Annotated in this window: 20 protein-coding genes; 12 read left to right on the top strand and 8 right to left on the bottom strand. The window is 68.9% G+C overall.

The window, feature by feature from the left end; all coding sequences use genetic code 11:
* Window positions 1-39: 39 nt before the first annotated feature.
* Window positions 40-624, top strand: a complete 585-nt coding sequence (locus tag ACG02S_RS01305; RefSeq protein WP_394468634.1) for a TRAP transporter small permease subunit — start codon at window positions 40-42, stop codon at window positions 622-624.
* Entirely contained in the window at window positions 621-2,777 is a 2,157-nt protein-coding gene (locus tag ACG02S_RS01300) for a TRAP transporter large permease (RefSeq protein ID WP_394468633.1), read from the top strand. The genes ACG02S_RS01305 and ACG02S_RS01300 overlap by 4 nt, the downstream gene beginning before the upstream one ends.
* Here the strand turns inward: ACG02S_RS01300 and ACG02S_RS01295 are convergent.
* On the bottom strand, window positions 2,758-3,678 hold the full coding sequence (locus tag ACG02S_RS01295; protein WP_394468632.1) for a DMT family transporter: 921 nt from the start codon (window positions 3,676-3,678) through the stop codon (window positions 2,758-2,760). The two genes, ACG02S_RS01300 and ACG02S_RS01295, sit on opposite strands and share 20 nt — an antisense overlap.
* Before the next feature lie 71 nt (window positions 3,679-3,749).
* A complete protein-coding gene (locus ACG02S_RS01290; RefSeq protein ID WP_394468631.1) occupies window positions 3,750-4,619 on the bottom strand; it encodes a substrate-binding periplasmic protein in 870 nt (289 codons plus the stop codon).
* Window positions 4,620-4,712: 93 nt separating this feature from the next.
* Here ACG02S_RS01290 and ACG02S_RS01285 point away from each other — a divergent pair, with 93 nt between their 5' ends.
* On the top strand, window positions 4,713-5,219 hold the full coding sequence (locus ACG02S_RS01285; RefSeq protein WP_394468630.1) for a DUF4440 domain-containing protein: 507 nt from the start codon (window positions 4,713-4,715) through the stop codon (window positions 5,217-5,219).
* A gap of 51 nt (window positions 5,220-5,270) precedes the next feature.
* On the opposite strand, the gene ACG02S_RS01280 is transcribed toward ACG02S_RS01285, so the two are convergent.
* Entirely contained in the window at window positions 5,271-8,816 is a 3,546-nt protein-coding gene (locus ACG02S_RS01280; RefSeq protein WP_394468629.1) for an indolepyruvate ferredoxin oxidoreductase family protein, read from the bottom strand.
* Window positions 8,817-9,039: 223 nt separating this feature from the next.
* Between ACG02S_RS01280 and ACG02S_RS01275 the strand changes: the two genes are divergently transcribed.
* The 8 genes from ACG02S_RS01275 to ACG02S_RS01240 all read left to right on the top strand — a co-directional run bounded on the left by ACG02S_RS01275 (window position 9,040) and on the right by ACG02S_RS01240 (window position 15,290).
* A complete protein-coding gene (locus tag ACG02S_RS01275) occupies window positions 9,040-9,540 on the top strand; it encodes an Lrp/AsnC family transcriptional regulator (RefSeq protein WP_394468628.1) in 501 nt (166 codons plus the stop codon).
* A 67-nt stretch (window positions 9,541-9,607) separates the two neighbouring features.
* Window positions 9,608-10,687 carry a GGDEF domain-containing protein gene (locus tag ACG02S_RS01270; RefSeq protein WP_394468627.1) on the top strand — a complete coding sequence of 360 codons (1,080 nt, stop codon included), beginning with the start codon at window positions 9,608-9,610 and terminating at the stop codon, window positions 10,685-10,687.
* A gap of 157 nt (window positions 10,688-10,844) precedes the next feature.
* Window positions 10,845-11,120, top strand: coding sequence for a hypothetical protein (locus ACG02S_RS01265; protein WP_394468626.1), 276 nt, complete (start codon window positions 10,845-10,847; stop codon window positions 11,118-11,120).
* An 80-nt stretch (window positions 11,121-11,200) separates the two neighbouring features.
* Window positions 11,201-12,097, top strand: coding sequence for an EamA family transporter (locus ACG02S_RS01260; RefSeq protein WP_394468625.1), 897 nt, complete (start codon window positions 11,201-11,203; stop codon window positions 12,095-12,097).
* 10 nt (window positions 12,098-12,107) lie between these two features.
* Window positions 12,108-12,749 (top strand): hypothetical protein, encoded by a 642-nt coding sequence (locus tag ACG02S_RS01255; RefSeq protein WP_394468624.1) that lies wholly within the window; start codon window positions 12,108-12,110, stop codon window positions 12,747-12,749.
* Between the two features lie 125 nt (window positions 12,750-12,874).
* A complete protein-coding gene (locus tag ACG02S_RS01250; protein ID WP_394468623.1) occupies window positions 12,875-13,243 on the top strand; it encodes a methylglyoxal synthase in 369 nt (122 codons plus the stop codon).
* Window positions 13,244-13,326: 83 nt separating this feature from the next.
* A complete protein-coding gene (locus ACG02S_RS01245) occupies window positions 13,327-13,491 on the top strand; it encodes a hypothetical protein (RefSeq protein WP_394468622.1) in 165 nt (54 codons plus the stop codon).
* Window positions 13,492-13,577: 86 nt separating this feature from the next.
* Entirely contained in the window at window positions 13,578-15,290 is a 1,713-nt protein-coding gene (locus ACG02S_RS01240; protein WP_394468621.1) for an NAD(P)/FAD-dependent oxidoreductase, read from the top strand.
* Between the two features lie 121 nt (window positions 15,291-15,411).
* Here the strand turns inward: ACG02S_RS01240 and ACG02S_RS01235 are convergent, their stop codons facing one another.
* The 4 genes from ACG02S_RS01235 to ACG02S_RS01220 all read right to left on the bottom strand — a co-directional run bounded on the left by ACG02S_RS01235 (window position 15,412) and on the right by ACG02S_RS01220 (window position 17,063).
* Window positions 15,412-15,633: a DUF7661 family protein gene (locus ACG02S_RS01235; protein WP_394468620.1), complete on the bottom strand. Its 222-nt coding sequence runs from the start codon at window positions 15,631-15,633 to the stop codon at window positions 15,412-15,414.
* Between the two features lie 200 nt (window positions 15,634-15,833).
* Window positions 15,834-16,418 carry a transglycosylase domain-containing protein gene (locus ACG02S_RS01230; protein WP_394469291.1) on the bottom strand — a complete coding sequence of 195 codons (585 nt, stop codon included), beginning with the start codon at window positions 16,416-16,418 and terminating at the stop codon, window positions 15,834-15,836.
* Window positions 16,419-16,431: 13 nt separating this feature from the next.
* Window positions 16,432-16,815 (bottom strand): c-type cytochrome, encoded by a 384-nt coding sequence (locus ACG02S_RS01225; protein ID WP_394468619.1) that lies wholly within the window; start codon window positions 16,813-16,815, stop codon window positions 16,432-16,434.
* Complete coding sequence (locus ACG02S_RS01220; protein WP_394468618.1) at window positions 16,812-17,063, bottom strand: hypothetical protein; 252 nt, start codon at window positions 17,061-17,063, stop codon at window positions 16,812-16,814. Before ACG02S_RS01220 ends, ACG02S_RS01225 begins: the two co-directional genes overlap by 4 nt.
* Before the next feature lie 26 nt (window positions 17,064-17,089).
* Between ACG02S_RS01220 and ACG02S_RS01215 the strand changes: the two genes are divergently transcribed.
* Window positions 17,090-17,371, top strand: a complete 282-nt coding sequence (locus ACG02S_RS01215) for a DUF427 domain-containing protein (RefSeq protein WP_394468617.1) — start codon at window positions 17,090-17,092, stop codon at window positions 17,369-17,371.
* Window positions 17,372-17,377: 6 nt separating this feature from the next.
* Here the strand turns inward: ACG02S_RS01215 and mltA are convergent, their stop codons facing one another.
* Entirely contained in the window at window positions 17,378-18,478 is a 1,101-nt protein-coding gene (gene mltA, locus ACG02S_RS01210; RefSeq protein ID WP_394468616.1) for a murein transglycosylase A, read from the bottom strand.
* Window positions 18,479-18,533 lie beyond the last annotated feature (55 nt).

Below are 18,533 nucleotides of genomic sequence, written 5' to 3'. Positions count from 1 at the left end.
ATCCGGGGAGCCACGCGCTCCCCTTCTTCTGCTGCGCACATGAAAAAACTGCTGCTTGCCGTGGACCGCCTGTCCACGTGGATCGGCCAGGCATTCGCCTGGCTGATCGTGGCGCTGACGGGGCTGATCAGCTGGGAGGTGTTCTCCCGCTACATCCTGAACGCTCCGCACGACTGGAACCTGGACGCCCAGCTGATGGGCTACGGCACGCTGTTCATGATGGCTGGCGCCTACACGCTGGCCAAGGGCGGCCATGTGCGGGGCGACGTGCTGTACGGCTTCTTCCAGCCGCGCACGCAGGCCACCGTCGACCTGGTGCTCTACATCGTGTTCTTCCTGCCCGGCATCGTGGCGCTGACCTGGGCGGGCTGGACCTACTTTCAGGACGCGCTGGCCATCCGCGAATCCACCTTCAGCGCCACTCCGCTGCCGCTGTATCCCTTCAAGGCCGTCATCCCCGTCGCCGGACTGCTGCTGCTGCTGCAGGGTCTGGTGGAGATCGTGCGCTGCGTGCAGTGCCTGCAGCAGGGCAGCTGGCCCAGCCGCGAGCAAGACGTCGAGGAGGTCGACGTCGACAAACTCAAGCAGATGGTCCATGCCGATGACGTGGGGGCCGCCCGATGAAAGTCCGCAAGGAACTGTGGTTCGGCTTCGTGCTGATGGCGTTCATCGTCGCCGGCACGGCCTTCGTGCTGCTCAGCGCCGAGCAGGTCACCCGCGGCCACCTTGGGCTGATGATGCTGGCGCTGGTCGTCGTGGCCATCATGCTGGGCTTCCCGACGGCGTTCACGCTGATGGGTATGGGCATGCTGTTCACCTGGCTGGCCTACGACTTCGACACCGGCAAGACGCTGACGCTGATGGTGCAGAGCGCCTTCAAGGTAATGGGCAATGACGTGCTCATCTCCATCCCGCTGTTCGTGTTCATGGGCTACCTCGTCGAGCGGGCCAACCTGATCGAGAAGCTGTTCAAGAGCTTGCACCTGGCGATGGCGCGCGTGCCTGGCTCTCTGGCGGTGGCCACCATCTTCACGTGCGCCGTGTTCGCCACCGCCACGGGCATCGTCGGCGCGGTCGTCACGCTGATGGGCCTGCTGGCGCTGCCGCAGATGCTCAAGGGAGGCTACGACGTGCGCATCTCGGCCGGCGCCATCACGGCCGGCGGCTGCCTGGGCATCCTGATCCCTCCGTCGGTCATGCTGATCGTCTATGGCGCGACGGCCGGCGTGTCCGTCGTGCAGCTGTACGCCGGCGCCTTCTTCCCCGGCCTGATGCTGGCCGCGCTGTATGTGGTGTACGTGGTGCTGCTGGCCAAGCTGAAGCCGGCGCTGATGCCGCCGCTGTCGGCCGAAGCGCGTTTCGTGCCGCTGCCGCCGCTGGCCGAGCGGCTGGCCGGAGGCCGCAAGCGCGCGGCGCTGCCCGCGTTGCTGGCGGCGCTGGGACGCGAGTCCGACAAGGGCCCGGTGCTGCGGCAGCTGGGCGTGGCGCTGTTGCCGGTCGGGCTGGTGCTGCTGATCGCTGCCATTGGCTGGCTGCATGCGCACAACCCCAATGGTGCGGAAGCACCGGCCGAGACGATGCAGGCTATCGGCAGCGAGGCGCCGTCGCCCAGCGAAGGCGGCCTGGCCGAGCCGCCGGCGGACACGGGGGGGCTCGCAGATCCACCCGCGGACACCGGCTTGTCAGAGCCGCCGGCCGAACCTGCGAGCGAGCCCGTTGCCGACGCGGGGGGCGGCGTGGCAGAGCCCGTCGCCGAGGCCGCTGCCAGCGAGCCGCCGCCCGCAGCGGTCGCCGCAGAGCCGGTCCCGCCGCCCTCCCCGGCACCCACATCGGCCGACGCCGGCCGCGGCTGGATCGCCTGGGCCGTCACGGGTGCCGTGCTTGTGGCGTTCTACGCGGTGCTGAATTTCCAGCGCCTGGAGATCTTCAAGCTGCTGCTGACCAGCTTCTTCCCGCTGCTGGTCATGATACTGGCGGTGCTGGGCTCCATCGTGTTCGGGCTGGCCACGCCCACCGAGGCGGCGGCGGTCGGCGCCTTTGGCGGCTACGTGCTGGCGGCCATCTACTCGGTCGTGAACAAGCGCGCGCCGGGCCAGCGCCGGCCGGTCTTCGTGGTCTGGCTGCTGCTGTGGCTGCCCTTCTTCGGCTGCCTCGCCTGGTTCATCGCGAACCGGGAAGGGCTGGCCCCGCCGGTGGACCCCGTGCTGGGCGCCGTGGCGGCCGGCGGCGTGCTGCTGTGGGCGCTGATGGCCTACCGCCAGGCGCGGCTGCAGAACGAGGTCAAGGAATCGGTGCTGCTGACGGCCAAGACCAGCGCGATGGTCTGCTGGCTGTTCGTCGGCTCGGCCATCTTCTCGGCCGCCTTCGCGCTGCTGGGCGGGCAGGAGCTCGTGGAGAAGTGGGTGCTGGGCATGCAGCTCAGCAAGGTCGAGTTCCTCATCCTCAGCCAGCTCATCATCTTCATCCTCGGCTGGCCGCTGGAATGGACCGAGATCATAGTGATCTTCATGCCCATCTTCATCCCGCTGTTGGACCACTTCGGGGTGGACCCGCTGTTCTTCGGCCTGCTGGTGGCGCTGAACCTGCAGACAGCCTTCCTCAGCCCGCCGGTGGCGATGGCGGCCTTCTACCTGAAGGGCGTGGCCCCGCCGCACGTGACGTTGAACCAGATCTTCGCCGGCATGCTGCCCTTCATGGCCATCCAGGTCATTGCCATCGTGCTGCTGTACCTGTGGCCCGAGATTGGCCTGTGGCTGCCTAGGGTCCTTTACGGCTGACCAGGAAGACGCCGCCGAGCACCAGCGCGGTGCCGACGGCGATCCATGCGTTCATCGGCTCGCCCAGCACGAACACGCCCATCGCCAGCGTGCTCATCGGGCCCACCATGCCCGCCTGCGACGCCAGTGGCGCGCCGATGCGCGCGATGGCCAGCATCACCATCAGCACCGGCGCCACGGTGCAGGCCGTCGCGTTCAGCAGCGACAGCCACAGCACCGGCTCCGGCACGACAGCCTGCGACAGCGGCCGCAGCAGCACGAACTGCGCGATGCACAGCGCGCAGGCCACCGTGCTGGCCAGCCCCGCCAGCCGCAGCGAACCCAGCCGCTGCACCACCTTGCCGCTCAGCGCCAGGTAGACCGCATAGCTGACCGCGCTGGCGAACACCAGCGCCGCGCCGATGGCCGTGCTCACGCCCTCGAAGCTCAGCTCATGCGCAAACACCGCCACCACGCCCGCATAGCTGACCGCCAGCGCGACGACCTGGCGCGCCTGCAGCCGGTGCTTGAACCACAGCACCGAGATCAGCAGCACCAGCGTCGGGTTCAGGTACAGGATCAGCCGCTCAAGACTCGCCGAGATGTAGGCCAGCCCAGCGAAGTCCAGATAGCTGGCCAGGTAGTAGCCGGTGAAGCCCAGCACGCCGATGTCGCGCCAGTCCTGCCGGGTCAATGCCGGCTTGCCCCGCCCGGCCCACCAGGCCATGGCCAGGAAAAAGGGCAGCGCCAGCAACATGCGCCACATCAGCAGCGTGACCGCATCCACGCCGTGCCGGTACGCCAGCTTGACGATGATGGCCTTGCCCGAGAAGCCGATGGCGCCCAGCAGCGCCAGCAACAGGCCCGCCCAGCGGCGGTCGGTGGCAGCGGCGGTGGTCGGGGCGGGCGCGGCAGGCGTCATGGCGCGGACCAGTCTAGGCGCGGGCCCGCGCGCCGCGGCTCTCGAATGGTGAAGCCTGGCTTTCGCGCGGCTCAGGGCGCGCAGGATGCCTGAGGCGGCGGCGGGTTCTGGCTGCGGAACAGCTCGGCCTGCTGGCCGTGCAGCTGCTGCAACTCGACAGCGTAATCCGGGCGCTGCAGGTAGGCGCGCACCGCGGGCAGCGCCGCGATGGCGGGCGACTGACGCGAGATCTGCAGGTACAGCGGCGCGCCGCCCAGCGTGCGCGGCAGCACCCGCACCTGCTGCTCGCAGCCCTGCGCCCGCAGCATCTGCTCGCCCGCCTCGCGCGCCGTGGCCACCGCGTCCAGCCGCCCGGCCAGCAGCTTGCGCAGGTTCATCGCCTCGCTGAGCGCGTTGTCCACCATCGCGTGTCGAGCCAGTTGCCGATCCACCTCCGCCCCCAGGCTGACGCCGTGGCCAACGCCGATGCGCAGCCCGCCCAGATCGGCCCAGCGCTCGAAGCGCAGCGGGCTGTCGCGGCGCACGAACAGCGCCGCCTCGTTGCGGGCCAGTGCCGGTTCGACCACCACGGCGTACTCGCGGCGTTTCGGGGTGTCGAAGGCGCACACCAGCGCATCGACCTGGCCCCGCTCGACCATCGCTTGACAGCGCGACCAGGGGCCGACGTCGTCGACCCGCAGCGTCCAGCCTGCCGCCGCGAACGCGCGCTTCGCCGCCTCGATGCAGACGCCGTGCAGCCGGCCCTGGTGTTGCCAGCTCATCGGCTGCGCGGCCGGATGCGCGCAGGCGCGCACGGTGCCGTCGGCAGCGGCCGGACCGGCGGCCAGCGCGGCGGCCAGTGCCAGGGCGGCCAGCCGGCGGCGCGGCGGCGCGGGCGCCAGCAACAGGTCCTGGCGACGGAAGACGATGGGCAGGATGTGCGCCTCGGCCAGCAGGTCCATGGCCGGAATTGTGCGCCGCGTTGGTGTTCCCGCGCAGGCGTCGCCGCGCGAGTCGTTGTTCAATGCACTCAACGACACCGGAAAGGCCCTCCCATGGCATTGACCTCCCCCGCACGGCGTCCGCTCGCCGCCCTAGCCTGCCTGCTGATGCTCGCAGCAAGCGGCTGCACGACACGGCCGCAGGTGGTTGCGTCGGCGCCGCTGCGCTGCGACCAGCCCGGCAGTGACTGCGCCAACGACCTGCTGCAGGCCTTGCAGGACTGGCAGGCCGCCTACGACAGCCGCGACCCGCAGCGCCTGCGGCCGCTGTACGCACCGGGCGCGTTGATCACCGATGACGAGTACTCCGCTGTACCGCTGGACGGCGATGGCCTGCCCGTGTTCTTCGAACAGCTGGCGCAGCGGCCCACGGCGCGCATGCGCTGGCGCGTGGGCAACCTGAAGCTGTTCGGCGAGACGGCGGTGCGCTCCGGCGAATGCGAGTTCACCGAGCAGATCGACGGCCGACCGAGGATGCGGACGGCCCGCTATAGCTTCGTCTACCAGCGCTCCGAGGGTCGCTGGCTGATCATCCTGCAGCACACCACCTGGCGGCCTTGAGCTGGCCAATTGACCGGCAAACCGGCCAGCCCCGCGCGGGCAGCGCGCGGGTCAGACCTTGGCGATCAGCGCATCCCACCGGGCCCGCGCCGCGTGCTCGTGGCGCGCCTTCACGTGGCCGTAGCCACGGATGTCCTCCGGCACGCGGGCCAGCTCGACAGCCGTGGGCAGCGACTCGGCGGTCAGCCGGGCAAGCGCCCTGTCGATGCCGGCACGGTAGTCGGCAATCCAGCGGCGCTCCATCTTGCGTTCCTCGGTGTGGCCGAAGACGTCGAACGCCGTGCCGCGCAGCCCCTTCATCTTCGCCAGCAGCGCAAACGCCGGGCGAACCCAGCTGCCGAACGGCCGCTTCACCAGCTCGCCCTTGCTGTTCTTCTTAGCCAGCAGCGGCGGCGCGAGGTGGTGCACCAACTTGTAGTCGCCCTCGAACATGCCGGCGATCTTGGCCGTGAAGGCGGCGTCGGTGTGCAGTCGCGCCACCTCGTACTCGTCCTTGTAGGCCATCAACTTGAACAGGTAGCGTGCCACGGCCTCGGTCAGCGTGGTCTTGGAGCCCAGCTTCGCCTCAGCCGCGCGCACCTTGTCGACGAAGGCCTTGTACTCGGCCGCGTAGGCGGCGTTCTGGTAGCTAGTCAGGAACTCCACGCGCTTAGCCGCCATCTCGTCCACGCTCTGGCGCTTGACGAGCTGAATAACGGCCTGCGCCGCATACATTGCCTGCACGGCCTTCAGGTCGTGCGCGCAACGGCGGCCCCACTCGAACGCGACCTTGTTGTTGTCGATCTGCACGCCGTTCAGCTCGATGGCGCGCATCAGCGCGTCGTAGCTCAGCGGGATGCGGCCCTGCTGCCACGCATAGCCCAGCATCAGCGGGTTGGTGTACAGCGAGTCGCCCACCAGCTTGACTGCCACTTCCTCGGCGTCGAACGCGCCCAGGTGGTCGCGGCCCACGGCGTTGCCCACCGCGGCCTCGCAAGCCGCGCCCGGGAAGCTCCAGTTGGCGTCGTTCACCAGCGTCGCCGTCGGCGAGCCATGCGTGTTCAGCGCGACATACGTGCGGCCCTCGCGCATGACGGCCAGCGTCGCCTTATTGGCAGCCACGATGGCGTCACAGGCGATGACGAGATCCGCCTCGGCCGTGCCCACCTTGGTGCAGTAGATGGCCTCGGGCGTGTTGGCGATCTGGATGTGGCTCCAGGTCGCGCCGCCCTTTTGCGCCAGGCCTGCAGCGTCCTGCGTGATGACGCCCTTGCCTTCCAGGTGCGCGGCCATGCCCAGCAGCTGGCCGATGGTGATGACGCCCGTGCCGCCCACGCCGCCGACGACGATGCCCCAGGCGTCCTCGGCGTTCGGGATCACCGGCAGCGGCAGCCGCGGCAGCGCCGCGTCGAACGGGCTCTTGCGCGCGTCCTTCTTGGGCTTCTTCAGCTCGCCACCTTCCACGGTGACGAAGCTGGGGCAGAAGCCCTTCACGCAGGAGTAGTCCTTGTTGCAGGTGTTCTGGTTGATCTGGCGCTTGCGGCCGAAGTCGGTTTCCAGCGGCTCCACGCTCAGGCAGTTGGACTGCACGGAGCAGTCGCCGCAGCCCTCGCACACCAGCTCGTTGATGACGACGCGCTTGGCCGGGTCCACCAGCTTTCCGCGCTTGCGACGGCGGCGCTTCTCTGTCGCGCAGGTCTGGTCGTAGATGATGGCGGTGGTGCCTTCGATCTCGCGGAACTGACGCTGGATGTCGTCCAGCTCGTCGCGGTGGTGCACCGTCACGCCGGCGGCCAGCGCCACGCCTTCGTACTTGGCCGGCTCGTCGGTGACGATGACCAGCTTCTTCACGCCTTCCGAGATCACGCTGTTCATGATCTGCAGCACCGTGTGGCCCTCGGGGCGCTCGCCCACGGTCTGGCCGCCGGTCATCGCGACGGCGTCGTTATACAAAATCTTGTACGTGATGTTGACGCCCGACGCGATGCTCTGCCGGATGGCCAGACTGCCGCTGTGGAAGTAGGTGCCGTCGCCCAGGTTGGAGAAGATGTGCTTCTCGTTCGTGAACGGCGCCTGGCCTGTCCAGGGCACGCCCTCGCCGCCCATCTGCGTGAACGTGGCCGTGTTGCGGCCGGGCATCCACGTGACCATGTAGTGGCAGCCGATGCCGCCCACAGCACGGCTGCCTTCCGGCACGCGGGTGGACGTGTTGTGCGGGCAGCCCGAGCAGAACCACGGCGTGCGGTCGGCGCCGCCGGCGGTCTTCATCTCGGCGGTCAGCGACGCCTCCTTGGCATCGATGACCGCCATGCGCGCATCCAGGCGGGCGACGATGTCGCTGTCCACGCCCAGCTTCTTCAGCCGCTTGGTGATGGCACGCGCAATGATGGCCGGCGTCAGGTCGGCCTGCGGGCGCAGCAGCCAGTGGTCGCTGGGGTTGGGCACGCTCCACTCGCCGCCCTCGCCGCCGTCACCGGCGTCGAACTTGCCGAGCACGTTGGGACGCACGTCAGCGCGCCAGTTGTAGAGCTCTTCCTTGACCTGGTACTCGATGATCTGGCGCTTCTCCTCGACGACGAGGATCTCCTGCAGGCCCCGCGCGAACTCGCGCGCCACCTGGGCTTCGAGCGGCCACACCACGTTGACCTTGTGCAGCCGGATGCCGATGCGCCGGCAAGTGTCGTCGTCCAGGCCCAAGTCGTGCAGCGCCTGGCGGGTGTCGTTGAAGGCCTTGCCGCTGGTGATGATGCCGAAGCGGTCGTTGGGACCCTCGATGACGTTGTAGTTCAGCCGGTTGGCGCGGATGTAGGCCAGCGCGGCGTACCACTTGAAGTTCATCATCCGCGCTTCCTGCTCCAGCGGCGGATCGGGCCAGCGGATGTGCAGGCCGCCCTCGGGCATCTGGAAGTCCTCGGGCATCAGGATGTTGACGCGGTCCGGGTCCACGCTGACCGAGGCGGACGACTCGACGATCTCCTGGATGGTCTTCATACCGGCCCACAGGCCGGAGAAGCGGCTCATGGCGAACGCGTGCAGCCCCATGTCCAGGATGTCCTGCACGCTGCTCGGGAAGAAGGTCGGGAAGCCCACCGCCTTGAACACGTGGTCGCTCTGGTGCGCGGCCGTGCTGCTCTTGGCGATGTGGTCGTCACCGGCGATGGCGATGACGCCGCCGTGCTTGGATGTGCCCGCCATGTTGGCGTGCTTGAACACGTCGATGCAGCGGTCCACGCCCGGGCCCTTGCCGTACCAGAGGCCGAACACACCGTCGAACTTGGCCTTCTCGGGGAAGAGGTCTAGTTGCTGCGTGCCCCACACGGCGGTGGCGCCCAGTTCCTCGTTGACGCCCGGCTGGAACACGATGTTCTGCTTGGCCAGGTGCTTCTTGGCCTGCCACAGCGCCTGGTCATACGTGCCCAGCGGCGAGCCGCGGTAGCCGCTGATGAACCCGGCGGTGTTCAAGCCGACACGCGCGTCACGCGTGCGCTGCAGCATGGGCAGCCGCACCAGCGCCTGCACGCCGCTCATGAAGGCACGGCCGGTGTCCAGCGCATATTTGTCGTCGAGCGAAACGGTCTGAAGGGACTTCAGGATGTGCTCGGGCAGCGGGGCGTTCATCGGGGCGGTGCTCCTCGGGTGGGCTGGCGCGCCTGCCCTTGTGAGGCGGCGCGCGGGCTGAGGTCCAGTGTGGTCCAACTGGGCCTGGCTGGCCAGTGTAGGAAAAGCATGGCGCGCGATGCTTTCTCATTCGCGCTGCAGGGCGCCGATTGCAGCAACATCTTTTCTACAATCTTCATAAAAACTCCATTTCCTGTCGCAAACCACGGAATCAGGGCAAACCATGAGCACCGACGGGGCAACGCCCGACGCGCTGGACCGCTATCACATCGCGCTGCTGGCGGAGTTGCAGCGCGACGCGCGCCAGTCCAATGCCGAACTGGCCCAGCGCATCGGCCTGTCGGCCGCGCCGACGTGGCGGCGCGTCAAGTGGCTGGAGGAGCAGGGCTACATCACCGGCTACCGCGCCGAGCTGGACCGCCGCAAGATCGGTCTGGGCGTGCTGGCCTTCGTGCGCGTGGATGCCGAGCGCAGCGCGGGCGAGGCCACCAAGGCGCTGGAAGACGAGATCCGCCGCCTGCCCGAGGTCATTGCCTGCCACTACATCTCGGGCACCGGCACCTTCGAGCTGCAGGTGATGGCCACCGACCTGGACGCCTTCTCGCGCTTCTCCATCAACACGCTGCTGAAGCTGCCCAACGTAAAAGACATCCACACCAGCTTTTCACTGGGCGAGGTGAAGGCCGGAGGCGCGCTGCCGCTGGGGCATCTGAAGGGCGGCTGAAGACTGTTACGCGGCACGCGGCACCGCGCAGGCCTAGACTCGGCGGACGCTGCTCCGAAGCCCGCCCATGAGCCTGAACGACGCCCCCAAGATGCAGATCCCCAGCCTGCTGCACAAGCTGGGCAAGATGACGTCCATCCGCGACACGGCCCTGCTGGAGCAGAGCCTGCTGAAGACGCTGTGCCCCATGCTCGGCGTACTGGATGCGTCTCTGTACCGCGTCGATGACCTGACCTCCGCGGTGCGCGTGCTGCACCACCACCTGTCTCGTGTTGTCGAGTCCGACGGCATCGCCCGCCTCGTCGAGCGCAACGAGGAGATCTACAACGAAGCCAACATCGACCCCGAGATCAAGGGCATGCTGCAGAACGTGCGGCTGCTGGGCAAGCCCTGCACCCGCAAGAGCAGCCAGACGCAGGACCTTCTGATCGCCTATCCGCTGTTCGGCGGCCGCGAGATCTGCGGCGTGCTGGTGTTCGCGCGCGACCGCGAAGTCACGCTGACCGAAGACGCCATCGTCAAGGGGGTGCTGGAGGTCTACGCCAACTACTACGACCTGCTCGACATCAGCCAGCGCGACCGTCTGACCGGGCTGCTCAACCGCCAGGCGCTGGAAAACAGCTTCGACCGCATCTGGACCATCCTGTCGCGCACCGACGAGCCCGTGCGCTCGCCGGACGGCCGGCGCGTGCAGGCCGCCAGCACGCACTGGATCGCCATCATCGACGTCGACCACTTCAAGAACGTCAACGACAACTTCGGTCACGTCGTCGGCGACGAAGTCCTGCTGCTGATCTCGCGGTTGATGATGGCTGAGATGCGCGGCTCCGACCTGCTGTTCCGCTACGGCGGCGAGGAGTTCGTCGTGCTGTTCTCCGCCAAGGACTGCGAGGACGCCACCGCCATCCTGGAGCGGCTGCGCGGCGCCGTCGAGCGCCACGGCTTCCCGCAGGTGGGCCAGGTCACGGTCAGCATCGGCCTCAGCATGGCAGATCCCAACGACCTGCCTCAGGAAGTGCTGAGCTGGGCCGACCGCGCGCTGTACCAGGCCAAGAAGACCGGCCGCAACCGCGTCTGCGACTACCAGAGCCTGCGCCAGCGCGGCGAGGTGGAAGCCCCCAGCTACGGCGGCTCCGAGCTGTTCTGAGACCCTTCGGTCTGCGGCATCCGCGGCCACCTGCCCGCACGGCGCGGCTGAGCGCCCGTATCGTCCGCAGGATTTAGGGGTGCCTGCCCTGGCGCCGGCGGCCCAGACTGTTTCAGAATGCAGCCTGGGCCTAACCACAAGACCGGGGAGACAGACCATGGAGATTGCGTTGCTGGCGCTGGTCGTGATGGGCTTCATCGTTCTGAATGCCGTGCTGCGTGTCGAACGCCGCGTGAGCCAACTGCAGGCCCAGCAGGCCGAACTGATCCGCCACCTGGGCCTGGTGCCAGACACCGAGCCCAGCTTCGAGGTGCGCGCCCTGGCCCGCGACCCCAAACGCCGCATCGAGGCCATCAAGCTGTACCGCCGCCAGTCCGGCGCCGAACTGCGCGACGCCCGGCAGGTGGTCGACGGCCTGGTTGGCCGAGGCTGAACTTCCCCAGGCACCGCGCGCTGCCCGGGCCGGCGGCGCTGGCATAGTCGGCCGCCCACGCCCACCCACCCGCGTCTTGCATGGCCGCCCTCCCCCTGCGTCACCTGCTGCTGGCCCTCGCCGTCGTTGCGATCTGGGGCAGCAACTTCGTCGTTATCAAGTACGCGCTGCACACGCTGCCACCCCTGACGCTGGCCGTGCTGCGCTTCGCCTTAGCGCTGCTGCCCGCCTGCTTCTTCCTGCGCCGCCCTGCGGTGGGCTGGCGCAACCTGGCGGGCTACGGCGTGCTGATCGGCGTGGGCCAGTTCGGCATGCTGTACTTGGCCATGCGCAGCCAGATCTCGCCCGGCCTCGCCTCGCTGGTAGTCCAAACGCAGGTGTTCTTCACGCTGCTGCTGGCCGTACGCATCCGCAAGGAACAGGTGCTGGGCGCGCAGTGGCTGGGCCTGGCGCTGGCGGCCGGCGGCGTTGGCGTCATCGTCGCGCACACCGATGGCTCGACGACGGCGCTGGGCATCGTCATGGTGCTGGTGGCCGCGTTCTCCTGGGCCTGCGCCAATCTGCTGACGCAGCGCGCCGGCCGCATCGACATGCTGGCCTACGTGGTGTGGAGCAGCGCGTTCGCCGTGCCGCCGCTGCTGGTGCTGGCGCTGCTGATCGACGGGCCGCAGCAGATGGCCGCGGGCGTGGCGGCGTCGGACCTGGGCACCTGGGGTGCGGTGCTGTGGCAGGCGCTGGGCAACACGCTGTTCGGCTACGGCGCGTGGAGCTGGCTGCTAGCCCGCCACCCGGCCGGGCGCATCGTGCCGATGGCGTTGCTGGTGCCGGTGTTCGGCATGGGCTCGGCCAGCCTCTTGCTGGGTGAGCCGCTACCCGGCTGGAAGCTGACGGCCGCGGCCCTCGTGCTGGCCGGTCTGGCGATCAACCTGTTCGGTGCACGGCTTTTGCCGGCGCGCCCGAGTACCGCCCGGGACTAAGCTCCAGCGCATGAAGCGCCGCCTGCTGCTCCTGATGCCCTGGTTCGCCGCCCCGCTGCTTTGTGCCGCCGCGCCGCCGGCCGTGACGCTGCTGGTGGAGCTGCGCTGGGTGGATTCGCAGCTGCCCGGCGCCGCGCAGGCCGGCGTGCGCGATGGCGCGGTGGTCATCGGCACGGCCGGCGCCGTGTCGCCGCGCTGGCCGGGCGTGGTCACGTCCACACGGCCGGCCGCCCCGCCACCAGTGCAGCGGCTGTCGGTGCTGAACGGTCAACGCGCTGGCCTGCAGTTGCAGACGCGCGAGCCGCTGCGCTGGGAGACGGACCTCACCGTCGCCCTCGATCACGGCGCCCGCGCCGGCACGCGGCAGCGCGTCTACGCCAGCCCGCGGCCGGTGGAGCACATCGTCACGCAGGGCTTCGCCGTCACGCCGACATGGCCCGGCGGCGAGGCGCCGGTGCGCGTGGCCTTTGAGGTCGACGCGGACGGCCAGCAGTTTCAGTCCGTGCTGGACCTGCCGCTGCAGCGCTGGCAGACGGTGGCCCGCCAGGGCGGCGCCGACGCACCCGCGCCGCGCGGCACGGTCAGCAGCCGCGACGCCACCGGCCAGCCCGAGCGCGAGCTGCAGCTGCGCTTGTCCGTCGCGCCCGGCTGAACGCGGCGCGCAGGGCATGCGCGCCGCGAAGCGAGCATTCCCGGCCTAACGAGCCCCGCGCTGCGACCAGGGCGCGGACTGCGTGTAACGTGGCTGCTCCCGCACGACGCCGCCCGGCCTGCCCCATGAGACTCGCTTTGATCGCCCACGACGGACGCAAGGACGCCATGATCGCCCTCGCCGCCGACCACCTGCCGCTGCTGCGCCGCTGCACGCTGATGGCCACCGGCACCACCGGCGCCAGGCTGGCTGCCGCGCACGGGCTGGAGATCGAGCGCATGCTCAGCGGCCCGATGGGCGGCGACTTGCAGATCGGCGCGCGGCTGGCCGTGGGCGAGCTCGACGGCGTCATCTTCCTGCGGGACCCGATGACGCCGCAGCCCCATGAACCCGACATCAACGCGCTGGTGCGCGCCTGCGATGTGCACGACGTGCCCTGCGCCACCAACGTGTCCACGGCGCGCCTGCTGCTGGCCAGCTGGAGCGAAGGCTGACGCCGAAGGGCCTTACAGGCTAAAATCGCGCCCTTTCGTCGTTTTGCCCCTGCTGTGGGCTTTTGTTTTTACTGGAGCCACTGATGGGCAACAAGATCGTCACCGAAGCGGACCGCCGCGCCTCCCCCCGTCCCGCCGCCCCCAAGGGCGTGACCTTCACGGCCCCCAAGGGCCAGCTGCGCAGCCTGGAGCGCGGTGCCCACACCCGTTCCAAGAAGAACCCGGGCAAGCGCCCGCATTCGGGCTGATCCTTCAGGCACACGCCTGAAGATCGCGATGAACAGGCCCTGACGGGCCTGTTTTGTTTTGTCGGCTAGAAACTGACCTGACTGCCATGATCCGCATCACCGAACTCCGCCTCCCGCTCCACCATGCCGAGAACGCGCTGCGCCCTGCGGTGCTCGCCCGGCTGAAGCTTGTCGACGCTGACATTACCGATATCCACGTCTTCCGCCGCGGCTACGACGCGCGCAAACGCAGCGACATCCAGCTCGTCTACACGCTGGACTGCACGCTGGCTGACGGCGTCAACGAAGCCGCCGTGTTGGCCCGTTTTGCTGGCGACCACCAAGTCCGCGCCACCCCAGACACCGGCTATCACTTCCTGGCCCAGGTGGGCGAGCACACCGGCCCGCGTCCGGTTGTCGTCGGCTTCGGCCCCTGCGGCCTGTTCGCCGCGCTGATCCTGGCGCAGATCGGCTTGCGCCCGATCGTGCTGGAACGCGGCAAGGCAGTGCGCGAGCGCACGCAGGACACCTGGAGCCTGTGGCGCGAGCAAAAGCTCCACCCCGAGAGCAACGTGCAGTTCGGCGAAGGCGGCGCTGGCACCTTCTCGGACGGCAAGCTGTGGAGCCAGATCACCGACCCCCGCCACCTGACGCGCAAGGTGCTTCAGGAGTTCGTCAAGGCCGGCGCGCCGGAGGAAATCCTCTACGTCAGCAAGCCCCACATCGGCACCTTCCGCCTGGTCAGCATGATCATCAAGATGCGGGCCGACATCGAGGCGCTGGGCGGCGAGATCCGCTTCCAGCAGAAGATGACGGACCTGCTCATCGAGGACGGCGCCGATGGGAAGCATGTTCGGGGCGTGCAGCTGGAATCGGGCGAGCAGATCGACACGACGCACGTGGTCATCGCGCTGGGCCACAGCGCGCGCGACACCTTCCAGATGCTGCAGGCGCGCGGCGTGCACATGGAGGCAAAGCCCTTCTCCATCGGCTACCGCATCGAGCATCCGCAAAGCCTGATCGACGCGGCCCGCTTCGGCGCCAACGCTGGCAACCCCATCCTCGGCGCGGCTGACTACAAGCTGGTGCACCACGCCAGGAACGGCCGCTCGGTCTACAGCTTCTGCATGTGCCCCGGCGGCACGGTGGTGGCCGCCACCAGCGAAGAGAACCGCGTCGTCACCAACGGCATGAGCCAGTACTCGCGCAACGAGCGCAACGCCAATGCCGGCATCGTCGTGGGCCTGACGCCCGAGGACTACCGCCAGGACGGCAAACGCGACGGCAGCCCCGTGAACCCGCTGGACGGCATGGCCTTCCAGCGCCAGTGGGAAAGCCGGGCCTACGAACTGGGCGGCGGCGGCTACCTCGCGCCGGGTTCGCTGGTGGGCGACTTCATCAAGCGCCAGGTCAGCAAGGCATTTGGCGATGTGGTGCCGAGCTACAAGCCGGGCGTGACGCTGACGGACCTGCAGCAAAAGAGCAACGGCTCGTTGCCGGCGTATTGCCTGGAAGCCATCCGCGAAGCGCTGCCGGCCTTCGCCCGTCAGATCCGCGGCTTTGACCGCCCGGACGCGGTGCTGACCGGCGTGGAGACACGCACGTCATCCCCACTGCGCATCAACCGCGGGCGCGACTACCAGAGCCTCAACGTGCGCGGACTGTTCCCGGCGGGTGAAGGCGCCGGCTACGCGGGCGGGATCATGTCGGCCGGCGTGGACGGCATCGAGGTGGCCGAGGCACTGGCGGCGGACCTGCTGGGCCTGCCGGATGCGCCGGTGCTGCAGGGCAAGGGGGCGAAGGCGGGTGGGCAGGTCTGAAACCTGCCGCTGGGGATCTCAAAAGACCAGCGCAATCTCCACCGCCGCAGAAACGACGAGGCCCAACGCGAAACGTGCGGCGGGAAGTCGTGGCCAACGGATCGGCACAGCGCGGCCCCAACTACGGCTGCACACGATTGATGCCGCCCTTCTTATGCGCCGCCCGCTCGTGGAACAGTTCGAACAGGAACTGCTCCAGTTCCGCTTCCGCCACGAACTCCGGGATGACGCTACCGGCTGGCGCGCGTTTTTCGTCGTTGCCGACCGCCAGTACAGACCACCGACCGCTTTTGCGCTCGATGTCGAACAGGTGGCCGTAAACATTGAAGCGTTGGGCGGGCATGACAGGTGAATGGATCGTCCGTCTTCGAGATTCACCAGCGGCAGAATCGCCCGCCTGCCGAAGTCGAAGGCCCGCGTGAACCGCACCGGAGTAGAGGTGCCTTGGCACCGCGGCGGTGGGCCGAGCGGGCCATGAGGTCAATCTTCAGTTGCAGGTGGCGCAAACGACGCGTAACGATGAATGTGCCGGTTTGTTGTCGATCACGGCTGCCCTGTCGACGACGGGCGTGACAGCAACCACAGGACGCGTTGCCCCAGCCGCTGCGGGTTTTGCAGAGAGAACGAAGGCGCATGCGCAATCGCCATCAAGTGGGCCGCCTGGCGCAAGTCGACAAGCGCCAGATGCGTGCCGAGATGGCGTGCTGACGCCGCAGCGAATCCGCGAACGCCCGTGCCCATGAAGCTGGACGCAAGATAGGCCGTCTCCAGCTGCGCCTCAGACAAATGCCAGGGCAGCAGCATCGCAACGCCGGCCTCGGTGAGGACCCTGGGCAAGGTCTGCATCCGTTCGCCCCCTCGCATCGAGGAGAGGACGGCATCGCGCGCGACCAAGCCTTCCAGCCGATCTCCATGGGCGCGATGAATCATTTCTTGCAACGCAGCGGAGGGGTTGCGCTCGTCAGGATGGGCGGTGGCAATCACCTGCTCGATTCGAGCCACGCAGGGTCGTACGGTGAAGATGTCGAACACCAGCACTGCCAGTGCAACGCCGAGGAGCAGATTCGCGACGCTGCACCTCGCCCATCGCATCAAACGACGCACGGCATCAGCTCTATGCAGCGTCATCAAGCCGGGTCCTTCATCGTTGCGGCGCGGCCGCCAGATACGCCAGCAAATCCGCCGCCTTGCGCTCGTTCATGCCCACGCCCCAGAAGCGCATCTTGGTGCCGGGCACCAGGCCGTTGGGGTCGCGCAGATAGGCGGCGAGTGTCGCCTCGTTCCACACCAGGCCCGACGACGTCAGCGCGGGCGAATAGGCATAGCCTGCGAGCGTGCCAGCCTTGCGACCCGCCAGGCTGTTGAGCTGCGGCCCGAAAGCGTGCCGCGCGGAAGGGCCGGCCTGGTGGCAGCTGATGCAGGCCGCGAACGCCTTGCGGCCGGCCGCGGGATCACCCGCAGCCCGTGCGGGCGGCGGCGGCAACAGCACCAACGCCGACAGCGCCGCGACGAACAGCGCCCTCATGCCTCGGCGCCTCCGGACGCCATCAGGTCGATCAGCTCCTTCGCGAACGCCAGCGCGTCCTCCGGCAGCTCAAAGTGCATCTCGTTGTTCAGCTCCATCACATCGCCGTCCGGCCCCTTATGCACGACCGACCAGCCGCCCGCGCCGCCGTCGATGGCGAGCACGCCGAACTGGCCCGGCTGCAGGTCGCGGGCGCTGCCGGCGGTGACGACGATGTCGCGGCCGAGGTAGGAGTGGTAGCGTTTCATCCAACCCATTTTCAAGGAGACCCTCGATGAAGGCAGTCTGGAACGGCATCACCCTGGCGGAAAGCGACGACACCGTCGTCGTCGAAGGCAACCACTACTTCCCGGCCGAGTCGCTGAACAAGCAGTACACGAGCTTCAGCAACCACGTCACGCGCTGCGCATGGAAGGGTGAGGCCCGCTACCTGAGCCTGCTCGTCAACGGCGAGATGAACACCGACGCGGTCTGGTATTACCCGGACCCGCTGCCCGCCGCGGCCGAGATCAAGGGCCGCTATGCGTTCTGGAAAGGCGTCAAGGTCACGGAGTAGTCGGGTTCAGGGCTTGCGGCCCTCGGGCAGCAGCGCCCACAGCCGCAGCGCCTGCTTGGTGCGGCCCGCCTGCAGTCCGGCCTCGTCCCCCAAGCCCCAGAACAGGTCGGCCCGCACGGCGCCCGCGATGGCGCCACCCACGTCCTGCGCCATCACCAGCCGCTGCAGCGGCGTGGTGGACAACGGCTCGGTGCTGTCCAGCCACAGCGGCGTGCCCAAGGCGATGACGCTGCGGTCCACGGCCACCGAGCGCCCCGGCGTCAGTGGCACGCCCTGCGCGCCGCGCGGGCCCTGGGCGACGTCGGCGAGCGCCTCCTCGCGGAAGTAGACGACCCGCGGGTTCACGGCCATCGCATCGCGCACCTTGGCGGGGTTGCGGCGCGCCCAGTCACTCAGGCCCCGCCAGCTCGCGTCTGTGATCTCGCCGCGCGCCAGCAAGGCCTTGGCGACGGACTCGAACGGCTGGTCGTTGTGGCCGGCGAACGCAACGCGGCTGACGCGCTCCACGCCGCTGCCGTCGCGCATGATGAGCCGGCCCGAGCCCTGGATCTGCAGCTGCAGCAGCGCGAACGGGTCGTCCAGGTAGGCCAGCTCCAGCGGCGCGAAACGCGGGTGCGTGTCGACCTCGCGGCGCGGCAGGCGGCGCAGCGCGGGGTCGGCGGGCAGCGCATGCACGGGCCACTGGAACGCGCCCTGGCGCGTGCGGCTGGCCGCCAGCCGGGGCTCGAAGTAGCCGGTCAGCAGGCCGGTCGTGTCGCCGTTGTCGGCGGCCAGCCGCCAGGGGCGCAGGTGCTTCATCAGCAGCAGCGTGGCCTCCAGCGCATCGGCTGGTGGTTGCAGCGCGGCGCGCGCGCAGAACTCGGCCCAGCCGGGTACGGGCCGCCGGCAGCCGGCCAGCAGTGCGGGCCAGGCGGCCAGCAGGTCGTCGCGGCCCCAGCCCGGGAGTTCCGTCCAGTCCACGGCGACCCAGCGCGCGGCGGACGGACGGGGCGCGGTCGGCACGGGCGCCACCGACGGCTCGCGCGGTCCCTGCAGCGGCGGCGAGGAACAGGCCGCCAGCATTCCTAGAATCAGCGCTAGTCCGCCACGCACCCACGCCGAACCCATGCTGCTCCTCCTGCTCGAAGCCCTCGGCGCGCTGCTGATCTTCGTCTTCATCATC

Origin of the sequence: Pelomonas dachongensis, from assembly GCF_043555865.1 — a bacterium.
GTDB classification, from domain to species: Bacteria; Pseudomonadota; Gammaproteobacteria; order Burkholderiales; family Burkholderiaceae_C; genus Pelomonas; species Pelomonas dachongensis.
The sequence above is the reverse complement of the archived record's forward strand: the minus strand, read 5'-3'. Positions and strand labels throughout refer to the sequence as shown.

Bases quoted from the DNA above. Each gene is read 5' to 3' on its own strand.
- ACG02S_RS01305 (WP_394468634.1), top strand. From the start codon at position 40: ATGAAAAAACTGCTGCTTGCCGTGGACCGCCTGTCCACGTGGATCGGC.
- ACG02S_RS01300 (WP_394468633.1), top strand. From the start codon at position 621: ATGAAAGTCCGCAAGGAACTGTGGTTCGGCTTCGTGCTGATGGCGTTC.
- ACG02S_RS01295 (WP_394468632.1), bottom strand. From the start codon at position 3,678: ATGACGCCTGCCGCGCCCGCCCCGACCACCGCCGCTGCCACCGACCGC.
- ACG02S_RS01290 (WP_394468631.1), bottom strand. From the start codon at position 4,619: ATGGACCTGCTGGCCGAGGCGCACATCCTGCCCATCGTCTTCCGTCGC.
- ACG02S_RS01285 (WP_394468630.1), top strand. From the start codon at position 4,713: ATGGCATTGACCTCCCCCGCACGGCGTCCGCTCGCCGCCCTAGCCTGC.
- ACG02S_RS01280 (WP_394468629.1), bottom strand. From the start codon at position 8,816: ATGAACGCCCCGCTGCCCGAGCACATCCTGAAGTCCCTTCAGACCGTT.
- ACG02S_RS01275 (WP_394468628.1), top strand. From the start codon at position 9,040: ATGAGCACCGACGGGGCAACGCCCGACGCGCTGGACCGCTATCACATC.
- ACG02S_RS01270 (WP_394468627.1), top strand. From the start codon at position 9,608: ATGAGCCTGAACGACGCCCCCAAGATGCAGATCCCCAGCCTGCTGCAC.
- ACG02S_RS01265 (WP_394468626.1), top strand. From the start codon at position 10,845: ATGGAGATTGCGTTGCTGGCGCTGGTCGTGATGGGCTTCATCGTTCTG.
- ACG02S_RS01260 (WP_394468625.1), top strand. From the start codon at position 11,201: ATGGCCGCCCTCCCCCTGCGTCACCTGCTGCTGGCCCTCGCCGTCGTT.
- ACG02S_RS01255 (WP_394468624.1), top strand. From the start codon at position 12,108: ATGAAGCGCCGCCTGCTGCTCCTGATGCCCTGGTTCGCCGCCCCGCTG.
- ACG02S_RS01250 (WP_394468623.1), top strand. From the start codon at position 12,875: ATGAGACTCGCTTTGATCGCCCACGACGGACGCAAGGACGCCATGATC.
- ACG02S_RS01245 (WP_394468622.1), top strand. From the start codon at position 13,327: ATGGGCAACAAGATCGTCACCGAAGCGGACCGCCGCGCCTCCCCCCGT.
- ACG02S_RS01240 (WP_394468621.1), top strand. From the start codon at position 13,578: ATGATCCGCATCACCGAACTCCGCCTCCCGCTCCACCATGCCGAGAAC.
- ACG02S_RS01235 (WP_394468620.1), bottom strand. From the start codon at position 15,633: ATGCCCGCCCAACGCTTCAATGTTTACGGCCACCTGTTCGACATCGAG.
- ACG02S_RS01230 (WP_394469291.1), bottom strand. From the start codon at position 16,418: ATGACGCTGCATAGAGCTGATGCCGTGCGTCGTTTGATGCGATGGGCG.
- ACG02S_RS01225 (WP_394468619.1), bottom strand. From the start codon at position 16,815: ATGAGGGCGCTGTTCGTCGCGGCGCTGTCGGCGTTGGTGCTGTTGCCG.
- ACG02S_RS01220 (WP_394468618.1), bottom strand. From the start codon at position 17,063: ATGAAACGCTACCACTCCTACCTCGGCCGCGACATCGTCGTCACCGCC.
- ACG02S_RS01215 (WP_394468617.1), top strand. From the start codon at position 17,090: ATGAAGGCAGTCTGGAACGGCATCACCCTGGCGGAAAGCGACGACACC.
- mltA (WP_394468616.1), bottom strand. From the start codon at position 18,478: ATGGGTTCGGCGTGGGTGCGTGGCGGACTAGCGCTGATTCTAGGAATG.